Consider the following 22215-nt stretch of genomic DNA (forward strand, 5'->3'; position numbering starts at 1 on the left):
ATATGCCACAGATCAGGCCTGTATCCGATTTGCGTAACCATTTCTCTGAAATCTCCCGGATTGTCCATGAGAGCAAGGAACCAGTCTTCCTTACCAAAAACGGTTATGGTGATATGGTAGTCATGAGTATTGAGCAATATGAGAATATTCAGCAGAATCAAGAAATTATAATGAAGCTTAAGGAAGCTGAACATGAAGCGGATACCTCAAAGGAACGCTATAGTCACTCCGAGGTAATCGATAATTTACGAATGCAGATTCGGAATAGGACCAAGTGAACAAGTGGAAACGCCTTTTTTAAGGCGTATTTTTTTGAAGAGTAATAATTAGGTATGGTCATACATAAAAGAGGTGCGGATTAATGAATAGCAGAGAAAATGAATTTATGTGCTTAATTGAATCGATAACGGGGGATTTGGAAGGTTTTTATAGAAATGAACAGATAGGCCGCATGATTTTGGTTCTTGTGACCATTGTTTATTTAAGAGAGTTCGGGGAAGGCGAAGAAGATCAAGGTGCCGGGGAAATGCTCTCAGAGTCAGACTCCATTGCTCATATCCTGGATAAAATCATGTTTGGGCTCGAGCATCGGCAGAAGGAATTTCAAGGAGTACTTACGGGCTTGGTCCCCTCTTTTCTCCAATGTAATATTCCTGATAGGGTCCTGCAAACGATGATTGGGAAGGTTGCCGGATTTCCGTTCAATGATCAAGAGGAGGTCTTAAGGTTCATTCATTTAATTGCTTTGAAATACAGCGGCAGTGAGGAAATGAATCAGACGCCGGAAACTATTCTTAAGCTGGTTATTGGGTTGATGGATTTCCAGAATATTGTGACGGTTGCTGATTATTGTTCAGGAATATCCAGCTTTGCCATTGAAATGTATGCGAATCTCCGGGCTCAGAGCTGGGGGGAGCCTGTTTCATATTATGGAGAAGAGCGGAATGCAGCCGACTATTTGATTTCAAAATTGCTGTTAAATCTTAATCGTATTCCCTCTTTTCAACTTGAAAATAAAGATGTGCTGGAGAGAATTCAATGGGAAGATGAACCTTCAAAGGCCGATTTTGTCTGGTCAGATGCTCCTTTCGGAATGCCGTGGAATCCACAGGAGAGTCAACATGATCCCAGATATGTATATGGTCTTCCTCCCAAGTCCTCTGCAGATTGGGCTTATTGTCAGAATGCGCTATTTCATTTAAATGAACGGGGACGGGCAGCCGTAACGGGAACCAAGGGAACGTTGGTTAGGCATGCCGAGGTACATATACGCAAAGCAATTATTGAAGAGGATTGGATAGAGGCGGTAATTACTCTGCCGGACAACCTGTATCTGAGAACTAGAGTAGGTACAGAACTCATTATATTTAATAAGTCTAAGCCGACAGATAGGCGGGGCAAGGTGTTGTTTATCGATGCCAGCAGGTATGCGGAGAGACTGAACAGGAACCAAGCCATGATTACCGGAGAGGGAATCACCAAGATTATTTCTGCATACTGGAACGGTACAGAAGAAGAGGGCTTCTGCAGATTTGTTGATCTGGCAAAGATCAGGGAGTACAACTATAGCCTTAACCCTAAGGAATATCTGGATTTTGATGTGCTGAAATATTCTCTGGGTCGAACTCTTAAGCTTGGCGATGTTGCTTCCATTAGACGCGGGGTGCAGTTAACCGCAGAGGAGTTATCGGAGCTATCGGTTACGGCCACCCACTGTCTATTGAATATTAAAAATATTGAGGATGGAAGAATCACCTATGATGAAGCGTTAAGAATCAGGTATAAAAAGAAGGAATGGCTCGATAAATATGCGATCCGTACACGGGATATTGTTATGACTTCCAAAGGGTCTGCAGTCAAATTTGCAATGGTAGATGAGCAGCACGAAGAAGCGTTTGTGAGCGGCAATCTATCCATTATTCGGGTGAATCCGGCTCGATATAATGCTTATGTGCTGTATGAATTTTTACAAAGTGAAGTAGGACGCAGGATGCTCGATGGTCTGCAGACAGGGACTACAATTAAATTAATGAATCCGTCCAAATTAGAGAAACTTGAAGTCCCTCTATTCCCGCTGGAATTGATGAACCATGTGGGAGCCGAACTTAGAGAGAATAGGCAGGAATATGAGGACCAGCTTCAAAAGACAGAGCAGAGATTCAGAACGGAAAGGGAGCGGTTGCTGGAGCAGATCGGTATGAATAAATAATCAGGGGAGGGACATATGGATAAAGAATATAAATTGCGGTATCTGAGATTGGCACTAACTGATTTGCAGGATATTATTGATTATGTGAGCAATGAGGGAAGCGCAAATATGAAGATCTGATGTAATATATCAATTCTTGGCCGGGGGCCGGCGTGGAGATAATATGATAGTATAGAGGTACATTTATTTTCCCGTAGGGGTAGAAAAGAGCGTATCATGAGAATCATCATTTCACCTGCCAAAAAGATGAAGACGGACACGGATTTCCTGGAATCCCGCCAGGCTCCGCAGTTCTTAAACGAGTCACAGACGCTCCTGGCCCTGCTTCGTAAGCTCAGTTACGCAGAAGCCAAGGCGCTGTGGAAATGCAATGACGCTATTGCTGCGCTGAATATGCAGCGGATTGAAGAGATGGATCTAACCCGGAATCTGACCCCGGCGATCTTCGCCTATGAGGGCATCCAGTACCAGTACATGGCGCCGGGGATTTTTCAGACGGAGGAGCTGGACTATCTGCAGCAGCATTTGCGGATACTGTCCGGGTTCTATGGCATCGTCCGGCCGTTCGACGGGGTGGTTCCTTACAGGCTGGAGATGCAGGCCAAGCTGGGCGGGCCGGGCTTCAGTACCCTCTATGAGTTCTGGAACAGAAGATTAGCGGACCAGCTGTTCGCAGAGAGTGACACGATTGTGAATCTGGCCTCCAAGGAATATAGCAAGTGCATCTCTCCGTACTTGAGCAGCCATGTCCGGATGGTTAGCGTTGTATTCGGACAGGAGATCGGCGGCAAGGTGGTGGAGCGGGCGACACTGGTCAAGATGGCCAGAGGCGAGATGGTCCGGTTCATGGCGGAGCAGCAGATTACCAGCGTCGAGGAGATTCAGGGCTTCAGCGGGTTTGATTTCAGGTATGAAGCGGCCTTGTCGGACGAGAACACGTATGTGTTCGTTCAGGCTAAGCAAGACAAAGAGTAGACTGATAGAGCAAGCAGTATAGAGGGTAATCTTGAAGATGGTGGAAGCACCGGATTCGGGGTTGCCCTTTTGTTTGAAATATAAGGATTTATATGTTTCACTCAATAACTTATCCTTATATTTCTCGCTGAAACGGTACCGTCCTGTAAAGGACGGCAAAGCCGTTTCCACTTGTTGCGGGCGGAAGCCCGCTTTTTGTAAAATAAGGAATAACTCAGAACAGATTCAAGAGGAGGACTTATGATTAGGAGACGAGACCCGCTTACCAAACAGCGCTTACTGAAGGAGCTGGATGCACTGGGGTATTCCGATAGAATCAAAGCAATCACAGGACTGGGCCGCGATCACCTGGGGTCCCCGGAATATTCACAGTTACTTACCTCCTTACTGGAGGACGGGGCTTATGAAGCGCGTCTGGCCCTGATGGGGGCGATCGCTACGCTGGATGCTTCTGTGATTCTGGCGGGGCTGAAGCACCCCATGGCAAGCATCCGGAATATGGCTGCAGGGCTGGCAGCTCAAATAGCCTCAGTGGAGGAAATCGAGCGCGAGCTTCCGCAGCTGTCACAGGATTGCCGCCGCAAGCTGCTGCGTACGGTAGCCCTGATGAACCGCCAGGAGCTGGCGGAACGGTTATTGCCTGTGGTACAGGCCCGGTGGGGCCCGGAGGAGGCAGCGATTGTGCTGCAGGCCTGCTCTGCGGCAACCGTCCGCGCCCGGCTTGTTGAGCTGGGGTACGCCATTAAGGATTGGAAAAAGCTGGCCAGCCGCCACCTGGAGGTGGTCGCGGAGTATTTCACCAGAGAGCTGGAAGCAGCTCCGCTTAGGGCCAAGGGGACGGTCTGGTCACGGTTCTCCTCCGCGCTGGAGCATCTATGCAATCACAAGCCTGACCTGGTGCTGGCTTATGCGGTGAACCATGGACCGGCAGACATGCTGCCGCCTGCGCTTAAGGCGAATCTCGGCACACTGATGCGCCTGAGACCAGGCGCGGTGTATGAGCTGCTGATCCGGACACAGACGCGTGGTGAGCTTATGGCTTACGGTGTGCCGGAAGCAATGCTTAAGCGGGCGAAGCTTCTCTCCATGGATCAGTGGGCGCAGCTTGCCAAGCTGCTGGCGGACGAGCCCTACCATGTGGCGCGGCTGCTGGAGCATCTTGCGCCGTCCAGGCGCCAGGAGATTTTTGATGCGGTGTATGAGGAGGAGAAGCGCGAGGAGTGGATTTTCCCGGAGGGGCTGCTATATGTATTGCCGCATGAGCTGCGTGAGCGGGAGGCCGCCCGGATGCTGGGCCTGCGTGAGATCAGGGAGAACCGGGAGCGCACCCTGCGCATCACCGCCGCCCGCCCGATTCTTCAGGTCAGAGAGCAGCTTGAGCAGGCCACCCGGGTATCGAATGCCGACGAACGCGCCACGGCGCTGATGCAGCTGATCCGCAGCACGGTTCTTGCAAGGCAGGGAATGGATGCCACACTGCTGACCTTAGGCCGCATCCGTAATGATCAGGACCCTGTGCGGAGCGCGGTGTTCAAGGAGCTGTCGGAGAGTCCGGCGTCTGTGTACGAGGCTGCTCATGTCCCTGCGCTTACTGTGCTTGTGGACAGTGTGATTGATGCTAGAGACACTTCCTACGGTACTAGGTACTCTGTGCAGCAATTGGCCTTCTCGATTCTGCGCCATCAGGCGGCGGAGCCGGGCGGGGAGCTGTTCAAGTTCGCGCTGAACACGCTCCAGAAGCTGGCGAAGCAGGACGGGCAGCTCTCTTTGCCGTCCCTTGCGAAGAATATGCCGCAGGGCGTGGAAGAGATCATCTTTGACAGTATCTATTCCTACGCCGCACAGGCGGGGAAGCGTGAGAATTACAATCTGGTGCTGAGCCTGGCAACTTCATTTGGTAAAAGAGGCTATGGCATCGTCAAGCTACAGCAGCTCTTACGGGAAGCCACCCGGGCCAAAACCGAGGGAACCGCGATACAGGCAACCAGGCTCTGGCTGAAGCCACTGCAGACGCGGGATGAACGGGTGAAGGAGCTGCTGGATGCAGATCCATCGTATATTACCATCCACGAGGTATTCTTGCATCTGCATCTGAAGCGTCAGGAATGGCTGGACCCTTACCTGTCGGGGGCTGCGATCAAGGGTAAGTTCCTCTCAGGCAAAACGGTATATCCTGTTCCGGCTGCGGACGGGTTTCACCGCTGGCTGCCGCGCCAGCAGGAGGCGTATGGTGCCCTGTTAAGCACAATCGCTTTAGGTCCCAAGTACAGCCTATTTGAGCGTTCGCGAGCGATTAGAATCATGGCGAGTATGCCGGATAGGAACCCGAAGCTGCTGTATGAGCTGGTACAGGACAAAGAGGTGGCGGTAGCGGAGGCAGCGCTTCATGCCTTGTCTCTGCTGGAGGAGCCGGAGAAATCCCTGCCCGTGCTGTTGGAGCATCTGGATGGTGATCGGGCACGTGTAGCGATGTACTCCATCCCGAGGTGCATCCGCCGGGTCAGTCCGCAGCAGCTGTCTCAGGCTCTGAAGGAGCTGTTGAGCCGGGAGAAGCTGAAGATCACCGTCCGCAAGGAAGCCATCCGCCTGCTTGGTGCGTATAGAAGTGAGGACAGTCTTTCGCTGCTGTTGAATGAATTCACGAAGCCTGCTGTGCATAAGGATGTAGTGATTGCTATAGGGCATGCTGCCAGAGGGCTGCTGGACGATGAACGGAGCTGGGAGGTGCTGCGCGCCATCGCGGCTTCTCCAGAGCGTGATATCGCAGTGAGCTTGTTGTCCCAGCAGCCTGATGCGCTTCCGCTTGCCTACAGACCGCGCTATCTGGACTTAATCATAGCCATTGCCGATCACCCGGATGTATCCGTCAGCAGCCAGGCTTATAGTTCCATGAAGAGGTGGACAAGCGGTTATGAGGGCACCGTTGCGGCGGCTGCGGCTCAGGCGGTTGCGGGTCTGAAGGACAGCTCCAGCTGGGAGTTCGCGATGATGACACTGATTGAAGCCGCCCGGGACGGCAATGTGAATGCGGTTGTGGCCGGGATCTGCCGGCAGCTGGCGGCTACCGCCATGAGGAAGGAATGGAATGCAGCAGCGGACAGAGATCTGCCCCACCGGCAACGCTTGCAGGTGCTCATCAACCAGCTTACAGGTCTGCCCAAGAGTACAAGGGTGCAGCTTACCCCGTTGTACCTCGAGCTAACCGATATTCTGGCCGCCGATGAGACATTACAACAGCTGGTCCTGACCTTATATATTGCAGTGATCGATTGGAGTAACGTTGAGGAAGCGTCCGTGTATGTGAAGCGGATCGCGCAGGAGGTAACCCGTCAGCCGCAGCTCTTGAGCGAGTTGTACCGCGGGCTTGCCGTCAGCCTGGAGAACAGCGCCGGATACTGGACAGCAGAGACATTGCTTGAGATTGTGGATGTGCTGCGGGCAGAACCGTCTTATGAAGCTCAGTATCTCGGACTGTCCTTGCTGGAAGCAGCGGGAAGCGCGCTGCGCTGGAGCCCGGAAACGTCAGAGCGTCTGCGGGAGTACAGGAACTATGCGAATCCCGCAGTCCGCACACAGGCGCTGAATATTTGGACGGCGGGGGAATCCCGGCTGTTCATGCTATAACCGCATATGCAGGATGGGCCAAGGCTTGCCTTGCTCATCCTGTTCGGAGCGGGCGTAGACCCGGAAGCCTAAATGTTCATAGAATCCGGTAGCATTAAGAATAAATAAGAATCGAGATGTCCCAAAAGATTAATGACGGGACTTCCAATTCTTGATACAATAAAACCGCTTACGTGAAATTATTCACAATTAAAGCGGCTAATGATTGCTATAACGGGTGTGATTGCATATTATATGTATAAAATTATAAAGTACATTTGTAAAAGTGAGGGGGATTCGAATGGCGACACATCGCTTGAACAGTATGGAAGTTAAAAAGATGAACCGGAACGCCATTTACCGGTACCTGTATCAACGTGAATCCACTTCCATTCAGGAGATTGCGCAGGCGCTAGGTCTAAGTCTTCCCACCGTGACACAGAATCTCAAGGAGCTGCAGGAACGCGGGCTGATTGAGGAGACCGGGCTGTATGAATCCACCGGAGGCCGTAAGGCCAAGTCGTTGGCCTGCAACAGGGTGGCGGGTTATGCTGTCGGATTGGATGTTACCCTGAATCATGTGGGAATTGTCGTCATTGACTTGAGCGGCAGGATCATTAAGAATGTCAGGAATCATTATCCATTTGCGAATGAGGAGACTTACTTCCGGGGAGTAGGCAAGCTGGTGGAGGATTTCATAGAGGCTTGTCAGCTGGAGCGCAGCCAGATTCTCGGTGTAGGCATTGCGCTGCCCGCGATTCTATCCGGGGACCGGCAGACCGTGAGCTATGCTACAGTCATAGATTTCAAGGGAGGCAGTGTCCGGCGGTTCGCCGAATACATCCCTTATCCCTGCGTCCTGAGCAATGATGCGAATGCGGCGGGACTCACTGAACTGTGGGGAGAGCAGGACATACACAATGTGGTCTATCTGTCCCTTAACAATAGCGTGGGCGGTGCCATTATAGTAGGTAATCAGATCTATACAGGCCAGAATTACCGCAGCGGGGAGTTCGGGCATATGACAATTCTGCCTGGAGGCCGGACCTGCTACTGCGGGCAGAAGGGCTGCGTCGATGCCTACTGCTCCGCGAGACTCCTCTCGGACAGCACCGGGGGCAGTATTGTGGAATTCTTCAGGCTCTTGGGAGAGGGCAGGAAGGAGCAGCAGGCCATCTGGCAGGAGTATGTGGGCTATCTGGTCATTACAGTGAATAACCTGCGGATGCTGTACGATTGCGATGTGATTCTCGGCGGCTATGCCGGAGCTTACATGGAGGAATACATCGATGATCTTCAGGCGTTAGCAGCGAGCAAGAACACCTTCGAACAGGACGGTTCCTACCTGCGGGTCTGTAAATATAAGCTTGAAGCCACCGCTGTGGGCGCTGCTCTGGAGCTGGTGACGGAGTTTATCGACAGCATCTAGATCCGGATTGATTTTACCCAAATACAATATCTGCTTTCCCCGCTCCCCCAGAAGAGGGACGTTGCTGCAATCGCGGCACTGTCCTTATCTGGGGGAGTTTTTGTTGACTTCACTTTAAATCTGATTATAATCTTATTTAAATAGTTTTATAAAAGTATATTATTATACTAAGAGTACCTAATGTCCCTGAGGAGGAGAAACAGATGAAGAACAGAGCTTGTTATATGACAGATCTGAAGCAAATGGCAATGAAGGAAATCGGCATGCCTGTAGCCCAAGCGGGCGAGGTCATTGTGAAGCTGGAGGTTGTCGGCATCTGCGGCTCGGATGTGCATTACCTGGAGCATGGCCGGATCGGCGATTTCGTGGTGAACGGAGATTTCATTCTGGGGCATGAATGCGCCGGAGAAGTGGTGGAGCTTGGCCCTGGCGTGAAGCATCTGAAGGTGGGGGACCGGGTGGCCTTGGAGCCTGGTGTGACCTGCGGACAATGTGAGTTCTGCAAGAGCGGCAAGTATAATTTGTGTCCGGATGTACAGTTCCTGGCTACGCCGCCGTATCATGGCTGTCTGATGGATTATATGGCTTTTCCGGAGAACATGGCCTTCAAGCTGCCGGATAATGTGTCTTCGAAGGAGGGGGCGCTGGTGGAACCGCTGGCGGTGGGACTCCATGCTGCGGCACAGGGCGGCGTTAAGCTGGGGGACCGTGTGGTGATTCTGGGAGCGGGCTGCATCGGGCTGGTCACTTTGCTGGCCTGCAAGGCATACGGGGCTACGGAGATTGTAGTGGTGGACATCATTGAGAAGCGGCTGGAGGCGGCGATGAAGCTAGGGGCTACGCGGGTGATTAACGCCAGACATGAGGATGTGCTGGAGGCGGCTGCGGCATGGACCGACGGCGCGGGCGTGGATAAGGTCATCGAGACGGCAGGCAGCGAGCATACGGTGAAGCAGACCCCTTATCTGGTCAAAAGAGGCGGAACCATCGTCCTGGTCGGCCTGGCCGCCAAGGATATCATCGACTTTGACTTCATGCAGATTATGTTCAAGGAAGCCGACATCAAGTCGGTCTTCCGGTACCGCAACCTGTATCCGGCAGCCATCGGAGCCATCGCGGACGGCAAGATTGACGTCAAGGGCATCGTCACCCACGAATTTGACTTCGAGGAGACGCAGCAAGCGTTCGATTACGTGATCAACAATAAGGAGGATGTGGTCAAGGCTGTTATTCGGATGGGTTAAGCGGCTGCAGGCGAACGGTGAGTATGTAGCGATGAATGAATATTGACAGTAGTGACAAGTGAGCTATAGCTGAGTGTTGAGCTGTCCCGTTCCGGGGCGGCTTTTTGGCGTTGGAGGGATATGAAGGCGGGACGAGGTGGAAGAAAGGGACCCATCCCTTTGGTGGGCTGAAGGTGGGCCGGAGGATGAACTGAAAGGCCCACTCAGGTTACGAAGAGCATTAGTACACCTGATTTCAGCAAAAGTAGGCCGGATGAGCCAATGAAGAGCATTAGTACACCTGATTTCAGCAAAAGTAGGCCGGATGAGCCAATGAAGGGCATTAGTACACCTGATTTCGGCAAAAGTGGGCTGAATGAGCAAATGAAGAGCATTAGTGCACCTGATTCCAGCAAACGCAGGCTGAAGGAGCCAATGTTAGTCCGCCGCTGCCGAAATTTCCCGAATTTCCGCCACTTGCTTCCCGCGAGAGCAAAGATCCCGTCGATTAGACCCAATAATTTCATAATATCAATAAAAATTGGGGGTTAATCTTTAGTTTGCAGAGAGAAATGTAAACGCTTACTAGATATAATCATCTCGAAAGGAGGACAAGTAAATATATGGGATAACCATCAGGATAAGTTATATTCTATGGAGAGAAGCAAGCTGCAAGCAAACACCATTATAATCGGGAGGTATTAATTTACAATGAAAAAGAAACTTCTTACGGTATTAATGACAGCGGCACTGAGCTTCAGTGCGTTCGCAGCGACTGCAGGCGCAACAGATTATTGGCAGAACTGGACCGATGGCGGAGGAACCGTGAATGCGGTGAACGGAAGTGGCGGGAATTACAGTGTGAACTGGTACAATACCGGGAACTTCGTAGTGGGTAAAGGTTGGACTTACGGATCACCGAACCGGGTTGTAAATTATAATGCAGGGGTTTTCGCGCCTTCCGGCAACGGCTACCTCACCTTATACGGATGGACCCGGAATGCCCTTATTGAATATTACGTGGTAGACAACTGGGGAACTTATAGACCCACCGGCGATTACAAAGGCACGGTGAACAGTGATGGCGGTACTTATGATATCTATCGTACGATGCGTTACAACGCTCCTTCCATTGACGGAAATGCTACGTTCCCGCAGTACTGGAGTGTAAGACAATCCAAACGGCCCATCGGCAGCAATGTCCAGATTACGTTCAGCAACCACGTGAACGCCTGGCAGAGCAAATCGATGTATCTGGGAAGCAGCTGGTCATATCAGGTACTGGCTACCGAAGGATATCAGAGCAGCGGCAGCTCCAACGTAACCGTGTGGTAATGGACAAGCTGACCGGCACCTTGCCGTTCCGGCAGTGGCGTAAGCTCAGCTAACCATTAACAGGCTAAGGCCGGCCGGGTGTACAAGCTGCCGGCCTTATCATTTTCACACACTGAACTGTGCTTAGGTCCTGTACCTTGCCCATCTGCTCAAAGGAGAGGTATTCATGAGAAAACCATTAATGATTCTGATTCTGTGCATGGCAATCGCGGTTATAGCCAGTGCCTGCTCGCAGGAGAAGCCTGCCGCTGATGAGCGTTTAGTGCGGGTGGAAGGCGGTGCTTTTAAGGATACGAAATCCAATTATTACGGGACAGAGATGATCCTCCCGGACTTCTACATCGGTAAATATGAGGTCACCCAGCAAGAATGGCTGGAAGTGATGAAGAATAACCCCTCGCAGTTCAAAGGAGATAAGCTGCCGGTAGAGAGCGTAACCTGGTATGATGCCGTGGAGTACTGCAATGAGCGGAGTGTGAAGGAAGGCCTGGCCCCTTATTATAATATAGACAAGAATACGGTCGATCCGAATAATACAAGTGACCTGGATTTCATGAAATGGACTGTAACGGCCAATGAAGGGGCGGACGGTTACCGTCTGCCGACAGAAGCCGAGTGGGAATATGCAGCAGGCGGAGGCCGGATGAGCACAAGCAATCCGTATAGCGGAAGCGATAACCCGGAGGAGGTAGCCTGGTACTGGCGGAATTCCGGCGACCAATTCCTGACCGGGGACTGGAACTGGCCTGCGATTGAGAACAACCATAGCCAGCCGAGAAATACCGGCCTCAAGCAGCCCAATGAGCTGGGACTGTATGATATGTCAGGCAACGTAAGGGAATGGTGCTGGAACTGGTACGGAGAAGGGGATTCGAATAGCAAGACCGGCTCGGTCCGGCTGGTGAAGGGCGGCGGCTGGATCGGCGGGGTGAACAACACAGAGGTATCCTTCCGGGGTCAATACGAGCCGAGCAGCCGGGGGAATGACCAGGGGTTTCGTGTGGTTCGTGCTGTTGCTGACAAGTGATTCACCTGTACGTATTCACCAGGAACAGAGTAGGTTAGCAGCAAGCCTTCGGGAAGCTTTTCCGGCATGAGCGCATCTATGAATGCGGCGGCTGGAGAGGACCCGGAGGTTTTTTTATGCTCAGGCAGCATCCTTTCAACTAACATTCAGATTCACTATGTATACTCCGTATATGGATTAAGACACATGCGAAAGACTCGCCGGACGCTGCCGATCAGGAGGGTATCATGGTAAAAAGAATCCAGCAAATCATAACGTTCATCCTCGCCTTGTTCATTGGGCTGTTCATCGCTTCATCCTTCTTTTTTCGGGCGAAATATAATTATTCCGTGTATGGTGACCGGGCAGTGCTGGAAGGGCAGCAGCTGTTTGTGTTCCTGCTATGGATTGTATTTGTTCTGGGACTGGGCTACGTGCTGTACAGACTCTCACGGAAGCTTGAAGGGTATAGCCGGGTCAAGGTTATTCCTGCCGTTCTGCTGTTGTCTGGTGCCATGCAGCTCGTGATTATTTTCCTGTTCACCCGCATGCCTACAGATGATTCACAGACAGTGCTGTCCCTGGCCTGGGCTATGCTCTATGACAAGGATTATTCCTCCTTCCAGTCAGGCGGATACCTGTACATGTTCCCTTTTAATTTCTCCTTCGTGCTGTATCTGAAGACGCTGCTGCTTCTGTTCCCGGACAATTATCTGGTGATCAAAAGCTTCAATATCCTGTTCACGCTCGTCACCACGCTGGTCATCTATCTGCTCGGCCAAGAACTTAGACCCCAATCCCGCAGCAAAAACTATGGCCTTCTGATTGTGGCTGCGACCTATGTTCCGGCTTTGTTCATGAGCAACTTCATCTATAATGATGGAATTGCCACGGCTCTGCTCACCAGCGCGCTCTACTTCGGAGTCAGGTTCATCCGCAGAAGATCCATGAAGGATATGCTGTTCGCGGCAGTACTGCTGACACTCGGCAACTACTTCCGTAGTATAGGTATGATCTTCCTGATTGCCATTGTTCTCAGTCTGCTTCTCAACCTGCGGGCAATTGGCGTGAAGAAGGTTATTGCTGCCTTTGGCATAACCCTGCTGCTGTGGGTTCTTCCTGCCTGGATTCAGAATACGGCGCTTCAGGCAACAGGCATTGTGGACGAATCGCCGTCCGGCAATTCTGCTCCAGTGTACATGTGGCTGAATATGGGGATTAATCTGGAGACACTCGGGTTCTGGGATGACCGGGAGAGCTATAATATCTACCAACAGGAGGCCGGCTATAATAAGGCGGAGAGTGTAGAACTGTTCAAGGCGTCTATCCGCAGCAAGCTCTCCGGTGCGACCTTAACCGAGCTTGCAGAAATGTATTATAAAAAGCTGGTCTGGACCTGGACGGAAGGGACATATCAGATGGAGCGCTACGGAATTGGAAATGAAGCAGCCTCCTCCGGCGGAGGAAGGGGCGGCATGGTGATGGGCCATTACAGCTATTCCACAGCTGCAAGCAGACTGTTTGAAGGTGATTCTATGTACCGGAGCGGCTTGCTGTGGGCCTTATATGTCCAGAATTTCCTGATGTACGTCTTCATTCTGATCCGGTTAATCCGGGGACTGCGGGCTAAGCGCTATGCGGAGACCCCGCTCCTACTGGTGATTCTTGGCTTCATCGGGTTCTACCTGCTCTGGGAGATTAAGTCGCGGTATCTGTATCCCGTGTATCCGCTGCTGCTTGTCTTATCCTACTTGGGTGTCCAAGACGTATATGTATTGCTGACCGGCACAAGGAGGTCTAATCATGCGGACTAAGAAATATTACATCACCTTAATCATTAGTGTGCTTAGCTGTTCGCTGCTGCTCACTTCCTGCGAAGCAGTCACGGCTCAGAATATTACCAGTGCAGACTTCAATTCCCGGCCCGGCGGGTTCCCCGGCATGAATGGCGGCGGCACCAACTTCAAGGACGGGAGCAGGGGAATGAACCGGGAAGGCCCTGGCAGGAGGGGGATGCAAGCGCCAGACGGGAGGGCAGACAGCACGCAATGATTGCGAAGCAGTGGACGCTAAGCATTGGATGCTATGCTGCTATGCGAATTTGTCATACTGCCACTATTTTACTCTGCCAGTCCTTCAGGACAATGCTTTTTCCACTTCCGGATCTTTCCCCGAAAGGTCTTGAACGGGGCCGCCGAGTTAATTTGAATCCACCGGGCCATCGGCCAGTTCTCCTTGGTTCCGGTCCACTTACGCGCGCCTTGGATGAACAGCTCCTCCTCTGTTAATGTTCCAATCCAGTCCAGCCACTGCTGCTCGGTTTGCCGGAAGAGTTCTCGTAACTCAGGCAGAGAATACTGCGCATATTTGCTGTAGAAGGACTGATACAACCCGCCGAGCTGATTCCACTTGTAATCCGCAGCGGGCATCTGGACTGTTCGTTCCGCCAGCTCATCCTTCTCCCAGCCCCTCACCAGCCCCAGCCAGCCCAGCTGATAAGCGATGATCTCGGCTGGGGTTTTGTCCACCTCGGGAATTCGCGTATCCTTATATGTATTGTTAATTCCGTCATACTCGGCATCCAAGAGCAGGTACAGATTATGGATCGTGTCTATCAGCTCCTGACGGGACGAGTATTCATAGCTTGCCATAACAATCACTCCTTTCCTCTGGTTATACCACAGGGTTGTGACAACAGTCTGTCCAGTTTAATAGGATGGATGGAGAGTAATTACCAAATACGTTGCACGCCCACAAGCTTGTCCTCATGGAAGCTTAGCTTATAGATGTCGGGCATTTCTAACTGCTTCCAGAAGCTATAATCATAACGCTTATCCAGAGCATTCATGATCAGAACCATCATATTACCGTGCGTTCCGATAGCGATCGAATTTCCTTTATATTGCTGCAAAACTTTATAGAGTGCTTGTACGCCTCTGTTCTGGGCAACCAGATTGGATTCTCCTCCCGGCCAGGCGAAGGAAAAGTCCTCCCACACCTTGGATATTGCCTGCCCGAAGTCAGGTACAGGATCTGAAGACAACACTCTTTCTCTAAAATCATCCTCGATTATAATCTTAGCATTAAGCGGTTCCTCCAGCCCCTCAATGGTCTGTATAGCCCGTTTATAGGGACTTGAGATCAGAATATTAATATTCTCATGGAGGAGTAGTCGGGTAACCCTCCGGGCGTCTGCCCGCCCCTTCTCAGATAAAGGTCTATTCAATTCATCGGTAGAATAAGTAGAGTGGGCATGTCGTACGAAGTAGAGAGTGGTAACCATTGATTATCGCCTCATCCATTTATATTTGTACAGTATTGTAACACGAAGGGGACGGAGGATTCAGCGATGCAGGAGCAGTATGGGGAGAGGATTAAGCAGGTTATTGCCTACATAGAAAATCACAGCAGCCAGCCGCTGCGGCTGGATCAGCTGGCGGAGGTCTCCCATTTCTCCAAGTATCATTTCACCAGAATATTTACAGCCTTCACGGGCATGACGCCCATGGCCTTCGTAACCAGGAAGCGCATTGAGCGGGCATGGGTGCTGCTGACTGAGACGAACCTGACCATTCTGGAGATCGCGGGGAATTGCGGGTTCGAGTCGGTATCTGCGCTGGGCGTTCATTTCAAGCGTCATTACGGCTGTTCGCCGGGCACCATCAGAAGCAGGAAACGTAAACATAGCAATTTCCCGTCATTCCTCAGCAATAAGCAGGCAGAGCCGGGCGCCCTGGTAGATTACAATAAAGCAGCAGGTAATCCGCTGTTAAGGAGGGCGTGGGACAGTATGGTAGAACTCAGAGAAATTACAGAGGTTGAGGTCGCTTATGTCAGGCATAATGGAAGTTACCTGGATACGCATCACGCATGGGACAAGCTAACCGGCTGGGCTGCTGAGCAGGGGCTGCATCCGGCGAATCAGCAGTTCATCGGAATCTCACTGGACGACGGGGAGCTTACGGAAGAGTCGGCCTGCCGCTATGATGCTTGTGTAACACTGCCTGCCGACTTCGGGCCGGAGGCGCACCGGGAGGCAGTCGGGTTCAAGACATTGGCCGGCGGCCTGTATGCGGTGTATTCTTACTACGATACGGTAGATAGATTTGTCCTTGCGTACGATACTATGTTCAGCGTATGGTTATCTCGCAGCGGCTATGAAGCCGATGACCGGCCGTGCCTGGAATTCTGTCTGAATGATCCTACGCAGGACCCGCAGGGCAAGTGCATGGTTGATCTGTACGTCCCCATCCGGCGAGGCATGCAGGAAGCAGAGAATGGAGTGTAAGGGAATGAACATGGAGGTTGTGTTTGACCAGTTCCCTGTCCTAAGATCAGGGGAGCTTGTACTGCGCAAGATTGAGGAGCAGCATCTGGATGAGCTGTTCGAGATCTACAGCAATGATCATGTGTTTGAGTATTGCGGCATCATCCCCAAGCACAACAAGCTGACAGTGAAGAGCATGATCGGTCATTATGAACGGGACTATCTCAAAAGATCGCGGATCAAGTGGGGCATCTTCACCGCAGAGGACGAGATGCACCTGCTCGGGATTATTGAAGCCTGTGACTTCAATCAGAAGGTGAACATGGTGACGATTGGCTACTTCCTCGCGGAAGCCCACTGGGGGAAGGGCCTTGCTTCCAGAGCGGTGGCCTTGCTGACGGAATTCCTGTTCGGACAGGTGCAGGTGAACCGGATTCAGGCGGAAGTGATGCTGGACAACGAGACCTCCAAGAAGGTGCTGCTGAAGAACGGATATGTCAAGGAAGGGATGCTTCGGCAAGCGGCCCTCTGGTCCGGCAAGGGGGTGGTCGATCTGGAGATCTACAGCATGCTTAGGGAAGAGTATATGAAGGTTCTACAACCGGACCATGAGGCCCTTATCTTTTGAAAAAGACAGCTTTACAGCTCGCCCGCGGACTGAGAGGCCGTTATAAGGCCAGTTGGTGATGGAAATGAGGCAAGAGCGACTAGTTAAGTGCATGTGAGTCCGCTTAGCCCCCAAAATGGTGCAATTTACAGGAATAGCGGCTCTCCAGTCCGCATGGATCGCAGCAGGAGTGCTGCTTAATTGCACAAATTGATGAAGCCAGCAACCAGCAGACTTAGGTGGTAACGGATCGTGCATGCGGACATATTCTTCACTGAATATGTGCTGTATGGTTCATCATAGCACGCCAAAAACCGCAGACAGGGGCGAACCCTTGCTGCGGTTTTGGCATACTCTTATTGGTGTCTAAGTTTTATCCTGCACTGCACCTCAGGCTTCCATCTTCTGCGCCGTATACAGCCGGTGGTACAGGCCGCGGCGGGCGATCAGCTCGTCATGGGAGCCGCTCTCGGCAATGCCCTTGTTCGCGACATACATGATCCGGTCGCAGTTCTTCACCGTAGACAGGCGGTGCGCGATGATGAACGAGGTGCGTCCCTTCAATAGCTCGTTCAACCCCTTCTGGAGCAGACGCTCGGTCTGTGCATCGATGGAGGAGGTGGCCTCATCCAGGATGAGAATCCGCGGGTTGGCCAGCAGCGTTCTGGCAAACGAGATCAGCTGCCGCTGCCCTTGGGAGAGCTTGGAGCCGCGTTCGTTCACCTCGGTCTGGTAGCCCTGATCGAATTCGCGGATGAAGTCGTCGGCGCAAACTGCCTTCGCGGCGGCGATAACCTCTGCCTCGGTCGCATCCGGTCTGCCGTAGCGGATATTATCCAGAATGGTTCCCGAGAAAATGAAGCTGTCCTGCAGCATGATCCCCATCTGGCTACGCAGCGATTTCAGCGTGATCTGCGAGATATCCTGCCCGTCGATCAGAATGCGTCCGCCGGTCAGGTTATAGAACCGCGAGATCAGGTTGACGACCGTGGTCTTGCCCGCACCGGTCGGACCAACCAGAGCAACGCTCTCTCCGGCTGCAACATCGAAGGAGATGTTCTCCAGGATATTCAGACCCGGATCATAGGCGAAGGTGACATCATCGAACGTCACCCGGCCCTGAACCGGCGGCAGCGCCTTCGCACCGGGAACATCGCTGACCGTTACCGGCTCATCCAGCGTCTCGAAGATCCGCTCCAGGTAAGCCACTGCATTAATGAAGTTGTTGTACAGGTTCGACAGGTTCAGGATCGGCTGCCAGAAGCGGGCCGCATAGCTGCTCATAGCCAGAATGACGCCCAGCGTCATGTTCTGCGGGTCCAGGGTCAGCAGGCCGACCAGGAAGATCATAGCCGTAACAATGGTAGACAGGTTATCGACACTGAACGGAATCAGAATGTTGTAACGCAACGCCTTCATCCAGGCGGTGCGGAAGTTGCCGGCCAGACGGGTGAAGATGCCCTCATTGCGTGTCTCCCGGGAGAACATCTGGGTAACGCCGATGCCGCTGATGCTCTCCTGGAGATAAGCGTTCAGGTTGGAGCTTTTGTTCGATACGGCCTGCCAGGCCCGGCGCTGCCGGGTCTTGATCAGCAGCATGATGCCGAGGAACACCGGCAGTCCGGCCAGAATGATGAAGGAGAGCCGCACATCCACGGCGAACATGAACACGGCGATGAAGATCAGGTTCACGATTTCCAGGATGAAGTTGATAATTCCGTTCGACAACACATCGGAGACCCCGTTGACGTAGTTCACGACCCGGATCAGGATTTTACCCTGCGGCCGGTCGTCATAATATTTGAAGGGCAGCTCCTGTAGATGCTTGAACAGGTCGGTGCGGATATCGAAGATAATATCCTGTCCGACGCTCGTCATAATTCGCGAGCGGATCGTAGCCAGAATGACGCTGACCACGATGGTCGCCAGCATTAGCAGGGACCAGCCTGCCAGTGCGCCCATGTCTTTGGCCGGAATGGTCACATCCACGACATGCTGCATGATCAGCGGAGCCGACAGGGCAATCGCCGCCGACAATGCGCTAAGCGCGAATGCGATAAGCATCGGCTTCTTCTTACGTCTGATATAGACCATGGCCCGCCGGAAATGCTTGATATTGAACGGCGATTCCAGATTCTCATCGACATCGAATTTATTTCTGGCCACTTTCGGTCACCTGCCTTCCAATGCCCTCGTTCTGAAGCATGAATACATCATAGTAATACCCCCGCTTCGCCAGCAGCTCGGCATGGGTTCCTTCCTCAATCAAACGCCCGCCCTCCAGAATCAGAATGCGGTCAGCCTGGGCGGTAGTGGATACCCGCTGCGCAATGATGATTTTCGTGCAGGGATACTCCAGCTCACGCAGGCTGCGCTGAATATGCTCCTCCGTCTCCAGATCGACCGCAGAGGTCGTATCATCCAGAATCAGAATCGGACGTTGGACCGCCAAGGCGCGGGCCAGCGCAATACGTTGCTTTTGCCCCCCGGACAACCCTACACCGCGTTCCCCGACTACGGTATCGTAGCCTTCAGGCATTTTGACAATGAAATCATGGGCAGCGGCCAGAGCCGCGTAAGCCTTCGCATCCTCTTCAGGCAGATCAGGATCGCCGTAAGCGATGTTGCCGTCAATGGTATCGGAGAACAGCAGGACATCCTGCGTAGCCATCCCGATATTCCCCCGCAGCTCATCCAGCTCCAGCTCCCGGACATCTCTGCCGTCTACCAGCACTCGCCCGCCAGCCACATCATAGAAGCGGGGAATGAGATTGATGAGGGAGGTTTTGCCGGAGCCGGTGGCCCCCATGATCGCAATGGTCTCGCCGGGGGCTATCGTGAAGCTCACATCATCCAGCACGGTAGCGTTATCATATTTGAACCGGACATGGTCGAATTCAATCCGTCCCTCATAGCGGCGGCGCTCCACCGGGTTATGGTCATTGGCAATCGCCGGACGGGCGTAATAGATATCGACGATTTTGGATAAGCTGGCGAAGAAGCGCTGAATATCATTAATAATAATGCCGATATTGCGCATGGGGTTCGAGACGGCCCAGATCAGCGAGGAGAACGCCGTGAACTCACCGAAGGTAATCCGCCCCTCCATCACGTAGTAACCGCCGGCCAGCATCAGGACCACGTTGAAGCCTTGTGCGAACGACTCCAGATAAGGGAAGTAGTCGAGCCAGACGAGGGCCGCTTTTTTATTCGCCACCGCGTAGTTGACATTCTTCTCCGTGAACTTGGAAATCTCGAACTCCTCACGGGCAAAAGCCTTCACCACACGGTTCCCCGAGATATTCTCCTGTGTCGTCGTATTGAGCTGGGACAGCCGCTCGCGCAGGTCGATGTACATTGGGCGCACTCTCTTGGCGAAGATAAAGGCCACCACAAAAATCGGCGGTGACAGGATCAGCATCCACAGCGTCAGCTTCACATCAATCGTGAGGAAATAAATGACGGCTGCCAGGAAAATCGTAAGCGATTCAATAATCGTCTTGAAAATCCATGCCATCGAGTGGCGGACCATATCCAGATCCCCCGTCATCTTCGTCATCAGGTCCCCGGTGCGGTTGCGGTCATAATATTCCCGGTCCTGGCCCTGAATCTTGTTGTACAGATAAATCCGGATATTGTACATCATATTCTGTGAAGAAATTTCGTACTGCATGGTCGTGAAGTATGCCAGCCCTGTACGTAGCAGAGAGAAGCCGATCATGCCCAGGCAGAGCGCAATCAGCAGCCCGCGTCCTGTAGCAAGATTCGCTCCTGCGTGGTCACCGGCAATGAACGTATCGACGATGCGCTGGCTGATGTAGGGGTTCACAATCGTAAGACTTGATCCCACTACCGAGAGGCAGAGCGCCACGATATACCGCGCCCGGTTGCCCTCCAGGTTCTGCCACAGCCATTTGATTTCAAACATTTGATCACCTGTTTCCTGTTGTTCTTGTGAATAAACAAAGTGATTATAACACTATGGTTCAGAATGTATAGGTTTTCGGGCAATTTTATTGTTACAAATGGTGAAACTTTCTGATGGAGTAATTCTGCATTGCGTTAATGTATATCACAGCATACAATGATGCTTACATATTAAGATAGATTGCGTTGAGTACGTGTGAGGTGTACAGGTGTACATATGAGGGGGAGCATTTCATTGGAATCCAAACAGTTAACCAGAGGACTTAAGCCGCGGCATATCGAGCTGATCGCACTGGGCGGCACGATTGGCGTGGGATTATTCATGGGCTCGGCAAGCACGATTAAGTGGGCAGGGCCTTCCGTGCTGCTTGCGTATCTGTTGGCAGGCATCATTATGTTTTTTGTGATGCGGATTATGGGGGAGATGCTGGTGGTGGAGCCGGTGACCGGTTCTTTCGCCACTTTTGCGCACAAATATATCAGCCCGCTGGCCGGCTTCCTGACCGCCTGGAGCTATTGGTTCCTGTGGGTGACAGTCGGAATGGCGGAGGTTACGGCGATTGGTATCTATGTCGGGTACTGGTTCCCGGATATCCCGCAGTGGATTCCGGCACTGATCGGTGTGGGCATCATTGCAGCAGCCAATCTGGCAGCGGTGAAGCTCTACGGAGAATTCGAATTCTGGTTCGCGATGATCAAGGTGGTTGCCATTGTGGTCATGCTGGTGATTGGCACCGGAGTGATTTTCTTCGGTCTCGGGAATGGCGGGCAGCCGCTCGGACTGTCCAATCTGTATAGCCATGGCGGTTTTTTTGCCGGAGGACTGAAGGGCTTCCTGTTCGCGCTCTGCATTGTCACGGCGGCCTATCAGGGGATTGAGCTAGTGGGGATTACGGCCGGGGAAGCGGAGAATCCGAAGCAAACGCTGCGCAAAGCGATAAAGAATATCATCTGGCGCATTCTGATTTTCTACGTGGGGGCCATCTTCATCATTGTGACCATTTATCCGTGGAATGAAATCGGCGAGATCGGCAGTCCGTTCGTGTTGACCTTCGCCAAGGTGGGGATTGTCGCTGCGGCAGGCATTATCAACTTCGTGGTGCTTACAGCGGCCATGTCGGGCTGCAACAGCGGAATCTACAGCGCGGGCAGAATGCTCTACACGCTGGCCCAGAACGGACAGGCTCCGAAGTTCTTCGGCAGAGTCTCTGCCAGCGGAGTGCCCCGCAACAGTATTATTACAACGATCTCCCTGCTGCTGGTTGGAGTACTGTTCAACTATCTGATACCGGACTCCAAGCTGTTTCTCTATATTTACAGTGCCAGCGTGCTTCCGGGAATGATCCCGTGGTTCGCCTTGGCCTTCAGCCAGTTCAGATTCAGGGAGCGGTGGGGAGGCGAGATGGCCGCCCATCCGTTCAAGTCCCGCTTTTTCCCGGTCAGCAACTACATTATTATTATCTTCCTGTCGCTGGTCATCATCGGCATGTGGTTCAACCCGGATACCCATCTGTCGCTGATCGTCGGCGCGTCCTTCCTGGCTATTGTTGTTGCGGGGTACTATGCGTTTGGGATTGGCAGACGCCGGATGCCCGGGGATGGGGAGGAAGTGTAGGCTTCTTATAACGAACAGA

General features: G+C 52.4%; 17 protein-coding genes. 13 read left to right on the forward strand and 4 right to left on the reverse strand.

Going from position 1 to position 22215, the window contains the following annotated elements:
- The first annotated feature begins 2 nt into the window (after positions 1-2).
- The 10 genes from MKY86_RS02380 to MKY86_RS02425 all read left to right on the forward strand — a co-directional run bounded on the left by MKY86_RS02380 (position 3) and on the right by MKY86_RS02425 (position 13832).
- Positions 3-278, forward strand: coding sequence for a type II toxin-antitoxin system Phd/YefM family antitoxin (locus tag MKY86_RS02380; protein ID WP_076081967.1), 276 nt, complete (start codon positions 3-5; stop codon positions 276-278).
- An 83-nt stretch (positions 279-361) separates the two neighbouring features.
- On the forward strand, positions 362-2209 hold the full coding sequence (locus MKY86_RS02385; protein ID WP_076081966.1) for an N-6 DNA methylase: 1848 nt from the start codon (positions 362-364) through the stop codon (positions 2207-2209).
- A 216-nt stretch (positions 2210-2425) separates the two neighbouring features.
- Positions 2426-3184, forward strand: coding sequence for a peroxide stress protein YaaA (gene yaaA, locus MKY86_RS02390; protein ID WP_076081965.1), 759 nt, complete (start codon positions 2426-2428; stop codon positions 3182-3184).
- 240 nt (positions 3185-3424) lie between these two features.
- Positions 3425-6808 carry a HEAT repeat domain-containing protein gene (locus MKY86_RS02395; RefSeq protein WP_076081964.1) on the forward strand — a complete coding sequence of 1128 codons (3384 nt, stop codon included), beginning with the start codon at positions 3425-3427 and terminating at the stop codon, positions 6806-6808.
- Positions 6809-7088: 280 nt separating this feature from the next.
- Positions 7089-8216, forward strand: a complete 1128-nt coding sequence (locus MKY86_RS02400; protein WP_076081963.1) for an ROK family transcriptional regulator — start codon at positions 7089-7091, stop codon at positions 8214-8216.
- Between the two features lie 203 nt (positions 8217-8419).
- On the forward strand, positions 8420-9460 hold the full coding sequence (locus MKY86_RS02405) for an NAD(P)-dependent alcohol dehydrogenase (protein ID WP_076081962.1): 1041 nt from the start codon (positions 8420-8422) through the stop codon (positions 9458-9460).
- A gap of 690 nt (positions 9461-10150) precedes the next feature.
- Positions 10151-10774 carry a glycoside hydrolase family 11 protein gene (locus MKY86_RS02410; protein WP_076081961.1) on the forward strand — a complete coding sequence of 208 codons (624 nt, stop codon included), beginning with the start codon at positions 10151-10153 and terminating at the stop codon, positions 10772-10774.
- A gap of 166 nt (positions 10775-10940) precedes the next feature.
- On the forward strand, positions 10941-11801 hold the full coding sequence (locus tag MKY86_RS02415) for a formylglycine-generating enzyme family protein (RefSeq protein WP_076081960.1): 861 nt from the start codon (positions 10941-10943) through the stop codon (positions 11799-11801).
- Positions 11802-12028: 227 nt separating this feature from the next.
- The gene (locus MKY86_RS02420) at positions 12029-13594 is read left to right on the forward strand and encodes a glycosyltransferase family 39 protein (RefSeq protein ID WP_076081959.1); all 1566 of its coding nucleotides are present in this window, start codon (positions 12029-12031) and stop codon (positions 13592-13594) included.
- Entirely contained in the window at positions 13584-13832 is a 249-nt protein-coding gene (locus tag MKY86_RS02425) for a hypothetical protein (RefSeq protein ID WP_076081958.1), read from the forward strand. The genes MKY86_RS02420 and MKY86_RS02425 overlap by 11 nt, the downstream gene beginning before the upstream one ends.
- A 68-nt stretch (positions 13833-13900) precedes the next feature.
- On the opposite strand, the gene MKY86_RS02430 is transcribed toward MKY86_RS02425, so the two are convergent.
- Entirely contained in the window at positions 13901-14431 is a 531-nt protein-coding gene (locus MKY86_RS02430) for a ClbS/DfsB family four-helix bundle protein (RefSeq protein WP_076081957.1), read from the reverse strand.
- An 80-nt stretch (positions 14432-14511) separates the two neighbouring features.
- Positions 14512-15063, reverse strand: a complete 552-nt coding sequence (locus tag MKY86_RS02435) for a histidine phosphatase family protein (RefSeq protein ID WP_076081956.1) — start codon at positions 15061-15063, stop codon at positions 14512-14514.
- A gap of 66 nt (positions 15064-15129) precedes the next feature.
- Here MKY86_RS02435 and MKY86_RS02440 point away from each other — a divergent pair, with 66 nt between their 5' ends.
- Positions 15130-16068: an AraC family transcriptional regulator gene (locus MKY86_RS02440; RefSeq protein WP_076081955.1), complete on the forward strand. Its 939-nt coding sequence runs from the start codon at positions 15130-15132 to the stop codon at positions 16066-16068.
- 4 nt (positions 16069-16072) lie between these two features.
- A complete protein-coding gene (locus MKY86_RS02445) occupies positions 16073-16675 on the forward strand; it encodes a GNAT family N-acetyltransferase (RefSeq protein ID WP_076081979.1) in 603 nt (200 codons plus the stop codon).
- A 369-nt stretch (positions 16676-17044) separates the two neighbouring features.
- On the opposite strand, the gene MKY86_RS02450 is transcribed toward MKY86_RS02445, so the two are convergent.
- Complete coding sequence (locus tag MKY86_RS02450; RefSeq protein WP_076081954.1) at positions 17045-18820, reverse strand: ABC transporter ATP-binding protein; 1776 nt, start codon at positions 18818-18820, stop codon at positions 17045-17047.
- On the reverse strand, positions 18807-20582 hold the full coding sequence (locus MKY86_RS02455) for an ABC transporter ATP-binding protein (protein WP_076081953.1): 1776 nt from the start codon (positions 20580-20582) through the stop codon (positions 18807-18809). The genes MKY86_RS02450 and MKY86_RS02455 overlap by 14 nt, the downstream gene beginning before the upstream one ends.
- A 234-nt stretch (positions 20583-20816) precedes the next feature.
- On the opposite strand from MKY86_RS02455, the gene MKY86_RS02460 reads away from it, so the two are divergent.
- Positions 20817-22196, forward strand: coding sequence for an amino acid permease (locus MKY86_RS02460; RefSeq protein WP_076081952.1), 1380 nt, complete (start codon positions 20817-20819; stop codon positions 22194-22196).
- Positions 22197-22215 lie beyond the last annotated feature (19 nt).

The organism is Paenibacillus sp. FSL R7-0333 (genome assembly GCF_038000365.1).
GTDB classification, from domain to species: Bacteria; Bacillota; Bacilli; order Paenibacillales; family Paenibacillaceae; genus Paenibacillus_AQ; species Paenibacillus_AQ silagei.